General features: G+C 39.9%; 15 protein-coding genes and 2 tRNA genes. 11 read left to right on the top strand and 6 right to left on the bottom strand.

What is annotated here, in order from left to right; all coding sequences use genetic code 11:
* Positions 1-72, bottom strand: a tRNA-Glu gene (locus FRX57_RS05270).
* Between the two features lie 208 nt (positions 73-280).
* Here FRX57_RS05270 and FRX57_RS05275 point away from each other — a divergent pair.
* A tRNA-Arg gene (locus FRX57_RS05275) sits at positions 281-354 on the top strand.
* 54 nt (positions 355-408) lie between these two features.
* On the opposite strand, the gene FRX57_RS05280 is transcribed toward FRX57_RS05275, so the two are convergent.
* The gene (locus FRX57_RS05280; protein ID WP_146567406.1) at positions 409-753 is read right to left on the bottom strand and encodes a winged helix-turn-helix transcriptional regulator; all 345 of its coding nucleotides are present in this window, start codon (positions 751-753) and stop codon (positions 409-411) included.
* Positions 754-903: 150 nt separating this feature from the next.
* Between FRX57_RS05280 and FRX57_RS05285 the strand changes: the two genes are divergently transcribed.
* The 3 genes from FRX57_RS05285 to FRX57_RS05295 are packed head-to-tail and all read left to right on the top strand — an operon-like array spanning position 904 to position 2,746.
* On the top strand, positions 904-1,530 hold the full coding sequence (locus tag FRX57_RS05285; protein ID WP_146567408.1) for a DsbA family protein: 627 nt from the start codon (positions 904-906) through the stop codon (positions 1,528-1,530).
* 1 nt (position 1,531) lies between these two features.
* Positions 1,532-2,341: an MBL fold metallo-hydrolase gene (locus FRX57_RS05290; protein WP_146567410.1), complete on the top strand. Its 810-nt coding sequence runs from the start codon at positions 1,532-1,534 to the stop codon at positions 2,339-2,341.
* A gap of 3 nt (positions 2,342-2,344) precedes the next feature.
* Positions 2,345-2,746, top strand: a complete 402-nt coding sequence (locus tag FRX57_RS05295) for a nuclear transport factor 2 family protein (RefSeq protein WP_146567412.1) — start codon at positions 2,345-2,347, stop codon at positions 2,744-2,746.
* Between the two features lie 111 nt (positions 2,747-2,857).
* Here FRX57_RS05295 and FRX57_RS05300 read toward each other — a convergent pair whose 3' ends face one another.
* From FRX57_RS05300 to rlmH, 4 genes are all read right to left on the bottom strand, one after another.
* Positions 2,858-3,181, bottom strand: a complete 324-nt coding sequence (locus FRX57_RS05300; protein ID WP_146567414.1) for an AzlD domain-containing protein — start codon at positions 3,179-3,181, stop codon at positions 2,858-2,860.
* Entirely contained in the window at positions 3,174-3,872 is a 699-nt protein-coding gene (locus FRX57_RS05305; protein ID WP_146567416.1) for an AzlC family ABC transporter permease, read from the bottom strand. Before FRX57_RS05305 ends, FRX57_RS05300 begins: the two co-directional genes overlap by 8 nt.
* 96 nt (positions 3,873-3,968) lie before the next feature.
* Positions 3,969-4,667 (bottom strand): YoaK family protein, encoded by a 699-nt coding sequence (locus FRX57_RS05310; protein WP_146567418.1) that lies wholly within the window; start codon positions 4,665-4,667, stop codon positions 3,969-3,971.
* 24 nt (positions 4,668-4,691) lie between these two features.
* The gene (gene rlmH / locus FRX57_RS05315) at positions 4,692-5,171 is read right to left on the bottom strand and encodes a 23S rRNA (pseudouridine(1915)-N(3))-methyltransferase RlmH (RefSeq protein WP_146567420.1); all 480 of its coding nucleotides are present in this window, start codon (positions 5,169-5,171) and stop codon (positions 4,692-4,694) included.
* 207 nt (positions 5,172-5,378) lie between these two features.
* Between rlmH and FRX57_RS05320 the strand changes: the two genes are divergently transcribed.
* The 7 genes from FRX57_RS05320 to ychF all read left to right on the top strand — a co-directional run bounded on the left by FRX57_RS05320 (position 5,379) and on the right by ychF (position 12,247).
* Positions 5,379-6,590 (top strand): S1C family serine protease, encoded by a 1,212-nt coding sequence (locus tag FRX57_RS05320; protein WP_146567422.1) that lies wholly within the window; start codon positions 5,379-5,381, stop codon positions 6,588-6,590.
* A gap of 81 nt (positions 6,591-6,671) precedes the next feature.
* Positions 6,672-7,436 (top strand): ParB/RepB/Spo0J family partition protein, encoded by a 765-nt coding sequence (locus FRX57_RS05325; protein WP_146567424.1) that lies wholly within the window; start codon positions 6,672-6,674, stop codon positions 7,434-7,436.
* A 220-nt stretch (positions 7,437-7,656) separates the two neighbouring features.
* A complete protein-coding gene (dnaA, locus tag FRX57_RS05330; RefSeq protein ID WP_146567426.1) occupies positions 7,657-9,024 on the top strand; it encodes a chromosomal replication initiator protein DnaA in 1,368 nt (455 codons plus the stop codon).
* Between the two features lie 154 nt (positions 9,025-9,178).
* Positions 9,179-10,315, top strand: a complete 1,137-nt coding sequence (gene dnaN / locus FRX57_RS05335; RefSeq protein ID WP_146567427.1) for a DNA polymerase III subunit beta — start codon at positions 9,179-9,181, stop codon at positions 10,313-10,315.
* Between the two features lie 69 nt (positions 10,316-10,384).
* Positions 10,385-10,588, top strand: a complete 204-nt coding sequence (locus FRX57_RS05340) for a DUF951 domain-containing protein (RefSeq protein ID WP_146567430.1) — start codon at positions 10,385-10,387, stop codon at positions 10,586-10,588.
* Positions 10,589-10,697: 109 nt separating this feature from the next.
* Positions 10,698-11,051: a helix-turn-helix domain-containing protein gene (locus tag FRX57_RS05345; RefSeq protein ID WP_146567477.1), complete on the top strand. Its 354-nt coding sequence runs from the start codon at positions 10,698-10,700 to the stop codon at positions 11,049-11,051.
* Positions 11,052-11,131: 80 nt separating this feature from the next.
* Positions 11,132-12,247, top strand: a complete 1,116-nt coding sequence (ychF, locus tag FRX57_RS05350; RefSeq protein WP_146567432.1) for a redox-regulated ATPase YchF — start codon at positions 11,132-11,134, stop codon at positions 12,245-12,247.
* The last annotated feature ends 82 nt before the right edge of the window (positions 12,248-12,329 follow it).

Here is a 12,329-nt window from a genome sequence, read left to right on the forward strand (position 1 = left end):
CAGTCCGTACGGGATTCGAACCCGTGTTACCGCCGTGAAAAGGCGGTGTCTTAACCCCTTGACCAACGGACCTTATCGTAATGACTTATTACTCTTACTATTATAGCAGATAAATTTTATTTGTCTAGCCTTTTGCTCAAAAAAATTAAATTTTTTTAAAAATTTTCTCGCCCATATAAAAATTAACCATTTCAGCCAGAAAATCCTTAGAAAAATACGGTTGCATAATTTTATATTGACAAGTTTAGTCAAATTTTGATAGAATATGGTAGTATGGTTTGGTTCCATAGCTCAGCTGGATAGAGCATTCGCCTTCTAAGCGAACGGTCGCAGGTTCGAATCCTGCTGGAATCATCAAGCAAGATTTAACAATCACTCCAATCTAAAACTAGGTTTCCAATCGGAAGCCTAGTTTTCTTTTTCTTTCACAAAATCAATGTACTTGTTGCCCCAACTATCAATTTCTTTTAAGACCTGACCAAATTCCTGACCAATCGGTGTCAACTGATATTCCACCCTTGGCGGAACTTCAGGATAAACAAGCCGCTCAACAAGGCCATCATCCTCTAGCTGACGAAGTTGTTTGGTCAAGGTTGCCTGAGTGATTGGTGTCATGAGCCGTTGCAATTCATTAAAACGTTTAGTCCCATGGTCCAAATGATGGAGAAGTAAAATCGCCCATTTACCAGATAAGACCTTCTGAGTCGTTACAAAGGGGCACTCAGGAATTGTATGCGAATTAAAAGTAGCCATAATCTAGCCTTTCTAAATATGTTTTTCAAATCTAAATCTTATTCTGATACAATTCTATCACAAAAGATACCCTGTTTACTAAAAAATCCTACTTGTTTTTGATTTTTAGAGGGGTATAATAGCCCTATACAAAAACGAAAGGAAGTTAAGATGAAACTTTATTACATTTGGGACGCTTACTGTGGCTGGTCTTACGGTTTTAACAGCAGTTTCACTGATTTTCACGCTAATCACCCTGAACTTGACCTTGAGATTATTTCTGGTGGTCTTTTCCTAGGTGAAAATAGCAAAGCAGTAGGAGATTACGGTTTCTTTGAAATAGGTAATGCCAAGATAGCCCAGCTTTATCCTGTGACCTTTGGCGAAAATTATCAAAAAATGCTTGAGGATGGAAACATGGTCCTTGATTCAACTGGACCAGCTGTTGCCTTTGCCATATTACGCGAACAGATTCCTAAGGCACGCCAGTCAGAACTGGCCTTTGCTATACAGAAAGCTTATTTTATCGAGGGTAAGAGCTTGAGCCGACCCGAAAGCTACCAATCAATCTTATCAGAATTTGGCTTAGATAAACATTTGCTTAATCAGCTTGCCCTAGCCTTGGAAACTGGACAGGCTGCTCAGAAGGATTTTCAAAAAGCTAGTGCCATGGGCGTTCAAACCTATCCAACTGTCATCGCTCAAATCGATGACAAATACTACGATTTCAGGGGGAGAGCAGTGACAGCCACTGACCTTGAAAACAACTATCAATCCTTACTAGAACGGGAGAAATAAAATGAAACACATTCAAACAAATAACTACACCATCACAACATTTACCAGCAATGACCAAAGTTTTTTGGTCACAGCAAGCCTGATTGAAAAAGAAGGACACGCTTTTCTGATTAACACAGGTTTTACAAAGAGCCATGCAGGGGAAATTGTGACTTACCTGAAAGATAATCAGTTAGAATTAGATGGTATTTTTCTAATTCATGGGGACCCTGACTATTACTTTGGTGCTGAAGTGATTAAGGCAGCCTTTCCAGAGGCTATCATTCAAGCAACCAAAGAAACCCAGGAACATATTGTCCAAAAAGTGCTTGGTAAACTAGCAGTCTGGTCTAAACAATTAGGAACAGAAGCTCCTGTCAATATTGTTTTGCCACAAGCTTTGGAGGAAAAAGAACTCATCTGGCGTGGGCAAAGGTTTGAAATGGTTGGTGATAGCCATCGTATCAATCTTTATGATAGTAAACATCAAGTCCTCATTGGCGGGATTGATACCTTTGACCAAGCCCATGTCTTTTTAGCAGATAGTAAGACTGCTGAAGAGATGACCGCTTGGCTGACCCATTTAGAAAAAATAGCAGAGCTTAGCATCAAGCACCTAATCCCAAGCCATAGTCATCCAGAAAGTAACTTTGATAAATCTGCCCTAGTTTTTACTAAAAATTACCTGCAAAAAGCTATTGAGGTGATGGAAACAAGTAGCAGCTCTAATGACTTCATGACAGCCATGAACCAAGCCTTTCCCAATTTACCCAATCAAGGGGTTCTAGGACTAAGTAGTAAGGTTGTCATGTTAGAAATGCCTTGGGGGTAAGTCATGACAAACCAAGACTACCAAAAAATCCTAGCTAAAACCTATGAATTGACTGGTCAAGGCCATTTGGAAGAATTTGCCAACTACCTTGCAGAAGATGTCTCTTGGACTGAGGCAGCAGGATTTCCCTATGCCGGCACTTATATCGGCAAAGAAGCCGTACTAGATAATGTCCACAAACGTCTAGGAACTGAATGGGACAACTACCAAGCAGAACCTCTTCATTATGCTTTTAATGGGCAAATGGTCATGGTTTATGGGCGTTATCAGGGAACACACAAAACCAGCCAGAAAAGCTTTCAAGCTGATTTTGTCCATATCTACACCTTTAATGCCGACCACAAGATTAACCACTTTATTCAAGTCGTTGATAGTTACCCAGTGGTTCAGGCAATGACAAGATAACTAAAAAGAGCCTTCTTGAACTAAGGCCCCACATCCACAATTAACACTCATCATCGTTAGAGGATAAAAGCTTGTTTTATCCTCTTTTAGTTGTCAAAATTGTTGCTCTTCCTAGAAAAAGAAGCGAAGAATAGCAGTAGACAAAATGCCAACCAAGACAGCTAGCAAGATGTTTTTACTCTTGACAACAATCCAAAAGGTTGGAACGACTGCTAAACTTTCTACCAGTAAAAAAGACGGTAAACGGCCAATTTTTTCATCTACAAGACTAGACAAGGTCAAGGCAAAAATAATGGTCAAGGGCAAAAACCGAAGAAACTTAATCACCCCTGTTGGAAGGGATTTCCCCTGTGTCAATAAAAAAGGAAGCACCCTCGGAAGCCAAGTCACACCGGCAGCTACAAGAATAATACTAACTACTGAACTACTAATCATCTAATAAGACCCCTACTAAGCAACCTATTATGGTTGAAATCAAAACAGCTAGATAAGAAGATACAAGACTTGCTAAGCCAAAATAACTTACCGCTACTGCGAACAAGATTTTCGCAATTTTTTGCATAGAATGCTGGCTGAGCATGGTTTCTAATTGACCCGAACAAATCCCAACAAACATGGCAATCAAGGCAAAATCCAAACCAAGCCTTTCTGGACTGGGAATTAAGCCACCAAGAATATTTCCCAAAACTGTAAAGGTCACCCAAGAAGCGTAACTAGCTAGATTATTCCCATACATCCAGCTAGGGGAAATCTGTTCTCTCTTCATGGTTTCTTTCAACAAGACCGCATAGGACTCATCCGTAAGGAAGGACCCAATCAACAAGTTAGACATCAAGTGATTCCCCTCAAAAAATGTTGTCGTGTGCAGACTCATCAAAAAGTTACGAAGATTGATGAAAAAAACGGTCACAGCAATCGACAAAAGAGGGGCTCCTGCGACAATCATCGCACACATGACAAACTGAGCACTCCCAGCATAGACTAATAGGCTCATCAACCCCATCTCAACCGCTGTAATGTTGGAATTGGCAGACACCACACCACAGGCAAGGCCGATACTGGCATAGCCTAAAACGGTGGGCGTAGCTGCTACCAAGCCCTGCTCAAACTCTTTCCTAACCCACATCTTATCCTTTCTTCTCCTTTTTCTATCACTATAATCATCAAACACCCACAAGGGATGATAATAAATAATACCTAAAAACTTTCTTTTGATAACTTTCTATTTGCGGCTTATTTTTACCTGTGACTGGTCCTTAGACTGTTTTTCCTGCCACAACTGATAATTGAGATACATGCTTGGCAACATTAAAAAACAAAGGGCAGACTCACCAAATTTTAGAGAAAGACTGGTCGATAAGGCAACACCCAGACCAAAACTGATAATGGCTAGCAAGATGTAGCCTCCTTGTCGAAACAGAGCCTTATCTTTCTCCATCCACCCCTTAAAGGCTAAATAGGCTGAATTTTTTAGATTACCTGTCATCATGACATTGGTATAAGGAGCCCCCCTTAAATGTCTAAAGGTTTCAATCTGCACCGATGCTGCCAAAGAAAGAATGGCAATGGTCAAGGAATGGCCAATCATCGGATTAAGGATAATGGCTAGCAAAACCAAGGCTGTCATGATTAAACTGCCCGACAAATGCCAAGGCAAGCCTCTGTTGACACAATAGGACCGTGCCAAATAGGTCAAGCATTGACCCAGCATAAAGAAAAAAATGGGTAACAGAAAAGGCACAGCTCTGGTCACATGGCCTTGGGCTAGATAGTAGGCAAAATAAACGACATTTCCTGACTGGATACCTGCAAAACGTCCACCCTGGGTGACGAGAGTAAAAGCATTCATAAAACCACTAATAAAGGTCAAACAGCTGGCAAAACGCAAGCCTTCGTAAATACGATAATCTTTCTTAGACATTTTTCTTCCTTGTTTCACGTCAAACTATTTATGGTAGGGGCTGCCCTGTTGAATCATAAAAGCCCGATAAATTTGCTCAATCAACACTAGACGCATCAACTGATGGGGCAGAGTCAATTTGCCAAAGCTCAGTAAGAGATTGGCGCGTGTTTTTACTCGAGGATCGAGCCCCAAACTTCCACCAATCACAAAGGTGATGTCTGAGAAGCCCTTGACCGTTGTCTGAGCTAAGAGCTGACTAAAGGCTTCCGAAGGGTATTGCTGCCCCTCTATTGCTAAGGCAATCACAAATTCTCGCTCAGCAATCTTGGCCATGATACGATCAGCTTCCTTGGCCATAATGTGTTGATTTTCTGCCTGACTGGCACGGTCTGGTGTTTTTTCATCAACTAATTCAATCAGCTCAAGCTTGGTAAAGCGACCCAGGCGCTTGGCATATTCTGCAATACCATCTTTGAGGTATTTTTCTTTCAATTTACCAACGGAAATAATTTTGATTTTCATAGGTCTAGTATAACATATCCACAAGCTTTCAACAAACTTATCCACAAACCAAAAAAGGGGAAATCTGCTTTATTTCCCTAATTTTAAAGGGATTGGAGAAATGCCTAACACTTATCCACAATTGTGGATAAGTGTTTTTTTCCAAAAATTAAGTTATAATTAAGTTATATGAATTATTATAACTTAAAAAATCAAGAAAGGATGACTATGGAAAATAAACAATCATCTCCCTTAAAAAAACTGATCAAAACCTGCTTTATCATTGGGTTGGGATTTCTCGGAGGACTCCTAGCCAGTCTTGTAGTCCTGCAGTCTAACGGAAATACAACTGTGACCCAGGTAGCCACTACTAAAGTCACTTCTCAAAATAAAACATCTACCACTGAAGCTGTTAAGGTTGTTCAAGATGCCGTTGTTTCAGTTGTCAATTACCAAAATGCTAGCTCAACAGGTAATATTTCTAGCCTCTTTGGTCAAAATCCAGAAACCAATCTCAATGAAAATGCTGAATTACAAGTTGCTGGTGAGGGATCTGGTGTTATTTATAAAAAAGATAAAAAATATGCCTATCTAGTAACCAACAATCACGTGATTCAGGGGGCTGAAAAGATTGAAATCCTTTTGGCTGACGGCACCAAGGCTGTTGGGGAACTGATTGGATCAGACACTTATTCTGACCTAGCTGTTGTCCGTATCTCAGCAGAAAAAGTTAAAACCGTTGCTCAATTTGCTGACTCTTCTTCTCTTACCGTAGGGGAAACGGCTATCGCCATCGGAAGCCCCTTAGGTAGCGAATATGCTAATTCTGTAACCCAAGGTATTGTTTCAAGTCTTAGCCGAACAGTTACCTCAACAAGTGATACTGGACAGACTATTTCAACCAATGCTATCCAGACAGATGCCGCTATCAACCCAGGAAATTCTGGCGGAGCCTTGATCAATATCCAGGGGCAGGTCATTGGAATCAACTCAAGTAAAATTTCAGCAACCAGTAAGTCTGGCCTAGGCGGGGTTTCTGTAGAAGGCATGGGCTTTGCCATTCCATCTAACGACGTGGTTGAAATCATCAAACAGCTTGAAGAAAATGGCTCTGTTAGTCGTCCCGCTCTCGGTATCTCAATGGTTAATTTGAGTCAACTGTCAACTTCTGCCATCAGTCAATTAAAAATCCCAGCGGATATTACCAGCGGTATCGTAGTAGCTGCTGTTCAAACCGGCATGCCGTCAGAAGGCAAGCTTGAAAAATACGATGTCATTACTGAAATTGACGGTCAAGAAGTCAAAGATACCAGTGATTTACAAAGTTTACTTTACAAGCATAGTTTAGGTGACAAGATGACAGTAACCTTCTATCGTGGCTCTGAAAAACGTACTGAAACGATTAAACTAACAAAAAGCACTCAAGATTTGAGTAACTAGGTTGACAAGATAGTTGACAAAGTAAAGATAGACCTTTACAATGATGTAAAGGTCTTTTTTTAAGATAAACAGGAGATTTTTATGGATTCATTTTCCTACATTAATTTGTCAGATATTTATCCCAATCCTTATCAGCCGAGACAGCACTTTAAACCTGAAGAATTGACAGAATTAACTGAGTCAATTAAGGAAAATGGCCTGATACAACCCATTATTGTCAGAGAGTCCCCCATTTTTGGCTATGAGCTAATTGCCGGGGAACGTCGGCTCAAAGCAAGCCAATTAGCAGGACTAGCTAAAATTCCTGCTATTATCAAAACAATCTCCGATCAAGACAGTATGAAACAGGCCATTATTGAAAATTTACAGCGTTCAGATCTCAACCCGATTGAAGAAGCACAGGCCTATCAGAAAATCTTGGATAAAACTAAGACAACCCATGATGAATTAGCCAAGTCCATGGGGAAATCTAGACCTTATATCTCAAATAGTCTCAGGCTCCTCCAATTACCAGCTCATCTACAAAAAGCAGTTGCCCTAGACCAACTTTCTCAAGGGCACGCGCGCTTACTAATTAATCTGAAAGAATCAGAACAACTTTTCTATTTTAACCTGATTCAGGAAGAAGGGCTCAGTGTCCGCCAGTTGGAGAAACGGCTAAAAACCGAAACAAAACCCACCAAAACAAGGACTCCTGATTTATTCATTCAAGAAAGCGAGAAAGAATTAAGCCGTTCTTTGGGCCTGCCGGTAACATTAACCTATCACAAAAAGCATAAAGGGCAACTCACTATCCATTTTTCTTCTGAGGAAGATTATCAAAGACTTATCAACAAGTTAAAATAGCTTGTTGATTTCTTTTAAGCTAACAATCACTTATCCACAGATTTTTTTCTGTAAAAAATGAGAGTTAACAAGCTTATTTCACTTTTCCACAGCTTGTGGAAAAAAGTAAATCACAATGTGAATTGTTTTCCACAGCTTGTGGAAAACTTTTTTGTTTTATTTGCAAATAAGTCCCTTTGTGATAAAATAGAACTACTAAATCAAAGAGAAAGGATTTCTTATGACCAAATTAGAAGTAGCTTTTTGGCAACGAGTCCTAGAATTGACGAGAAACTCGCAAACTCAGAATACCTATGACTACTATGTCGCTTCTGCTAAGTTATTAACAATTAAAAATAATCAAGCCACGATCTTACTTCCTCATGAAATTCAGCGAAAATATTGGGAAACTAATTTGGAAAGTGATATTTTAACAGCTGGTTTTGAAATATTGGATACTGAAATCAAGGCTGTCTACGTTTTTCCAGAGGATCTAGAAGATCAGAACCTGCTGTCCTCAACAGATGCTGCTGAAGATAGCACGGATCTAGACGATTCCCAATACCTTTCACCAATTGCTTCCAATCTTAATAGCAGCTACACCTTTGATAATTTCATCCAAGGAGAAGGCAATCGCTTTGCCAAATCAGCTTCCTTGGCTGTTGCAGCCAAGCCTGGAACCAACTACAACCCACTTTTTATCTGGGGAGGTCCTGGTCTAGGAAAAACCCACCTTCTCAATGCCATCGGTAATACTGTACAAGAAGCCAATCCTTTTGAGCGAATTCTTTATATCACAACGGAAAGTTTTGTCAATGAATTTGTTAATAGTGCGATGCTAGGAAAAAAGAGCATGGATGAATTTCGAGAAAAGTTTCGTCACCTTGATGTGCTCATGGTTGATGACATTCAATTCTTGGTCAATAAGGAAAGTACCTTGGATGAATTCTTTAACATCTTCAATACCATGTTTGATAAAAAGAAACAGATTATTCTGACCAGTGACCGCTCGCCGAAAAATTTAAAAAATTTGCCTGATCGGTTGGTTACCCGCTTTGAATGGGGCCTATCAGTTGATATCACTCCACCAGATTTTGAAACGCGTGTGGCTATCCTAAAAGACAAGATTCAACACCTTAATTTTAAATTCCAAAAAGATGCTATTGAATACCTTGCCAATCAGATTGATTCCAACGTCCGTGACCTTGAAGGGTCTCTTAAAAATATCAATCTTATCGCTAGCTTAGAAAACCTTGACACCATCACTGTTGATATAGTAGCCAAGGCCATTCGTTCGCGTACAACGGGTGCCCCGAAAATGACGGTAATCCCGATTGAAAAAATTCAAGAAGAAGTTGGTAACTTTTACGGTGTTACCGTTAAGGAAATCAAATCCACCAAGCGACCACAAAATCTAGCAACCGCTCGACAGGTAGCCATCTATCTATCACGAGAAATGACCGATAATAGCACGACAAAAATTGGGCGTGCCTTTGGTGGACGTGATCACTCAACTGTCCTTCACGCCTATAATAAAATAAAAAATCTGATTAACCAAGATGAAAGTTTAAAAATAGAAATTAATACCATCAAAAATAAATTAAAATAAGGATGTGCGTAAGTCAACAGTTATCAAAACCTTATCCACAAGTTGTTAACAAGTCTGAAGCCTTGAGAAATTTGGCTTTTGATAACTTTTCCACCTTATCCACAGGCCATACTACTACTACTAAATTTATTATTAATTATATAAAGGAGTTATCATGATTCAATTCTCAATCAATAAAACCTTTTTTCTTCAGGCTTTAACGATTACCAAACGAGCAATTAGTTCAAAAAATGCTATTCCTATTCTATCTAGTTTGAAATTGGAGGTTTCAGCAGAAGGCATTACTTTGACAGGATCTAACGGTCAAATATCGATTGAACATGCTATTCATCAGGATAATGAAAATGCTGGTCTATTAATTACTTCTCCAGGAAGTATCTTACTAGAAGCTAATTTTTTCATCAATATTGTCTCAAGTCTGCCAGATGTTACCTTGGATTTCCAGGAAATTGAACATCATCAAGTTGTTCTCAAAAGTGGAAAATCAGAGATTACCTTGAAAGGTAAGGATGTTGATCAGTACCCACGTCTGCAAGAAATGACCGCCAAAAATCCGTTAACTTTTGACACTAAATTATTAAAAACCTTAATTTCTGAGACAGCTTTTGCAGCTAGCACCCAAGAAAGTCGTCCTATTTTGACTGGGGTTCATTTTGTTTTAACAAATCAAAAAGAATTTAAGGCAGTGGCGACCGACTCACATCGCATGAGTCAGCGTCAGTTGACCCTAGACAAGGCGGGAGATGATTTTGATGTTGTTTTACCTAGTCGTTCCCTCCGTGAGCTCTCAGCCGTTTTTACAGAGGATATCGAAAGCATTGAAGTTTTCTTTTCAGCCAATCAAATGCTTTTCAGAACAGATAACATTAGTTTTTATACTCGCTTGTTAGAAGGAACTTATCCTGATACGGATCGCCTGCTAATAGCCGACTTTGAAACAGAGCTTATTTGTCGTACAACGACTCTACGCTCGGCCATGGAACGGGCCTTCCTGGTTTCTAATGCCAGTCAAAATGGTACTGTTAAGCTAGAGATTAGAAATCAATTAGTAACAGCCCATGTTAACTCACCAGAGGTAGGGAAAGTTAACGAAGAAATTGATACAGAAGGTCTAACTGGAGGTGACTTGACCATCAGCTTCAATCCAACCTACTTGATTGAAGCTCTTAAAGCGCTCAAGAGTGAAACTGTTAAGATTCGTTTTATCTCACCTGTTCGTCCCTTTACGCTAACACCAGGTGATGACAGTGAGAACTTTATTCAACTGATTACTCCAGTTCGGACCAATTAGTTTTTGGAACTTCCGTGTGAAGTTCTTTTTTGTTATAATAAATTATCATTAGTCATTGAGGGAAGTAAGATGTATCAAGTTGGAAGTGTGGTTGAAATGAAGAAGCCCCATGCCTGTATCATTAAAGCAACTGGGAAAAAAGCCAATGCTTGGGAAGTGAAACGCTTGGGAGCAGATATTAAATTGCTTTGTCAAAATTGTCAGCATGAAGTTATGATGAGTCGCTATGATTTTGAGCGGAAATTAAAGGCTATTTTGACTAGCAAGGGCTAGTTGACAACTTGCAACTACTGGTTGCAAGAGAGTTCTTAAAAAGTGCTGGTTATCCCTAGGTTTTTTAGTTATACTAATCCTATAAAACAGAAATAAGGAGGGGATTGTGATGACAGTTTTAGCCCAACAGATAAAAAGCCTTAGAAAAGCCAAAAACATGTCCCAAGATGATTTAGCTGAAAGATTGTATATTTCCAGACAAGCCATTTCGAAATGGGAAACCGGTGAAGCCACACCAGACCTGGAAAAATTGATTGTATTAGCTGATATTTTTGAGGTTAGTTTGGATGTTCTTATTTTGGGTAAAGAAGAGGACTTGGAAGATAGTAGTGTCAGTGAGCCACAGGCCCTAGAGCAACCAAAGACTTTTTGGGAATTTCTAGCAGAATTTTGGTGGATCATCTTTCCTGTTTTGGGTGCAGTTATCTGGTTTATTCGTTCCCTGGTGGAAATTTTGAATTAAGCTTGTCAATCGGCAAGCTTTTTCGTCGTTTTTCTGCTATAATGGTTATGATTAAAATTTTTAGATGGAGATAAGTAAGTATGGCTTTAACAGCAGGAATTGTTGGCTTGCCAAATGTTGGTAAATCAACCCTATTTAATGCAATTACCAAGGCGGGGGCAGAAGCTGCCAACTACCCTTTTGCGACTATTGACCCCAATGTCGGCATGGTTGAGGTCCCAGATGAACGTCTGCAAAAATTGACGGAGTTGATTACTCCGAAAAAAACGGTGCCGACAACCTTTGAGTTTACCGATATTGCAGGGATTGTTAAGGGTGCCTCAAAAGGAGAAGGTCTAGGGAATAAATTTTTGGCCAATATCCGTGAAGTAGATGCCATTGTCCATGTGGTGCGTGCCTTTGATGATGAAAATGTCATGCGGGAGCAAGGACGTGAGTCGGACTTTGTTGATCCGATTGCTGATATTGAAACCATTAACCTAGAATTAATTTTGGCCGATTTGGAGAGTGTCAACAAACGCTATGCGCGTGTTGAGAAAATGGCTCGGACGCAAAAAGACAAGGAGTCTATTGCTGAATTTTCTGTTTTGGAAAAAATCAAGCCAGTTTTGGAAGATGGCAAGTCAGCCCGTACCATTGATTTTTCAGATGACGAGTTAAAGGTTGTTAAGGGCTTGTTCTTATTGACCACGAAACCTGTTCTTTATGTGGCAAATGTTGATGAAGACAAGGTAGCAGAACCAGATGAGATTGCTTATGTTCAGGCTATTCGTGACTTTGCGACAACAGAAAATGCTGAGGTGGTAGTCATTTCAGCCCGTGCCGAAGAAGAAATTTCAGAATTAGATGATGAAGACAAGCAGGAGTTTTTGGAGGCTATTGGTCTGACTGAATCAGGCGTTGACAAATTAACGCGTGCTGCCTACCATTTGTTGGGCTTAGGGACCTACTTTACTGCTGGGGAAAAAGAGGTACGTGCTTGGACCTTCAAACGTGGTATCAAGGCACCACAAGCTGCTGGAATTATCCATTCTGATTTTGAGAAGGGCTTTATTCGTGCGGTAACCATGTCTTATGAGGATTTGATGACCTACGGTAGTGAAAAGGCCGTCAAGGAAGCCGGTCGCTTGCGTGAAGAAGGAAAAGAATACATCGTCCAAGATGGTGATATTATGGAATTCCGCTTTAATGTGTAATGGAAAATAAGAGGGAGTGAGAGAGGTTATTGATTTGCCGAATACCTTATCTGCTTCCCTTTTGCTATTTGAGGAGAAAAAA

Source organism: Streptococcus cuniculipharyngis (assembly GCF_007859195.1).
GTDB lineage: Bacteria > Bacillota > Bacilli > Lactobacillales > Streptococcaceae > Streptococcus > Streptococcus cuniculipharyngis.

What these genes read in the sequence shown, in the direction of transcription:
- FRX57_RS05280 (WP_146567406.1), bottom strand. Translation starts at nt 753, where the DNA reads ATGGCTACTTTTAATTCGCATACAATTCCTGAGTGCCCCTTTGTAACG.
- FRX57_RS05285 (WP_146567408.1), top strand. Translation starts at nt 904, where the DNA reads ATGAAACTTTATTACATTTGGGACGCTTACTGTGGCTGGTCTTACGGT.
- FRX57_RS05290 (WP_146567410.1), top strand. Translation starts at nt 1,532, where the DNA reads ATGAAACACATTCAAACAAATAACTACACCATCACAACATTTACCAGC.
- FRX57_RS05295 (WP_146567412.1), top strand. Translation starts at nt 2,345, where the DNA reads ATGACAAACCAAGACTACCAAAAAATCCTAGCTAAAACCTATGAATTG.
- FRX57_RS05300 (WP_146567414.1), bottom strand. Translation starts at nt 3,181, where the DNA reads ATGATTAGTAGTTCAGTAGTTAGTATTATTCTTGTAGCTGCCGGTGTG.
- FRX57_RS05305 (WP_146567416.1), bottom strand. Translation starts at nt 3,872, where the DNA reads ATGTGGGTTAGGAAAGAGTTTGAGCAGGGCTTGGTAGCAGCTACGCCC.
- FRX57_RS05310 (WP_146567418.1), bottom strand. Translation starts at nt 4,667, where the DNA reads ATGTCTAAGAAAGATTATCGTATTTACGAAGGCTTGCGTTTTGCCAGC.
- rlmH (WP_146567420.1), bottom strand. Translation starts at nt 5,171, where the DNA reads ATGAAAATCAAAATTATTTCCGTTGGTAAATTGAAAGAAAAATACCTC.
- FRX57_RS05320 (WP_146567422.1), top strand. Translation starts at nt 5,379, where the DNA reads ATGGAAAATAAACAATCATCTCCCTTAAAAAAACTGATCAAAACCTGC.
- FRX57_RS05325 (WP_146567424.1), top strand. Translation starts at nt 6,672, where the DNA reads ATGGATTCATTTTCCTACATTAATTTGTCAGATATTTATCCCAATCCT.
- dnaA (WP_146567426.1), top strand. Translation starts at nt 7,657, where the DNA reads ATGACCAAATTAGAAGTAGCTTTTTGGCAACGAGTCCTAGAATTGACG.
- dnaN (WP_146567427.1), top strand. Translation starts at nt 9,179, where the DNA reads ATGATTCAATTCTCAATCAATAAAACCTTTTTTCTTCAGGCTTTAACG.
- FRX57_RS05340 (WP_146567430.1), top strand. Translation starts at nt 10,385, where the DNA reads ATGTATCAAGTTGGAAGTGTGGTTGAAATGAAGAAGCCCCATGCCTGT.
- FRX57_RS05345 (WP_146567477.1), top strand. Translation starts at nt 10,698, where the DNA reads ATGACAGTTTTAGCCCAACAGATAAAAAGCCTTAGAAAAGCCAAAAAC.
- ychF (WP_146567432.1), top strand. Translation starts at nt 11,132, where the DNA reads ATGGCTTTAACAGCAGGAATTGTTGGCTTGCCAAATGTTGGTAAATCA.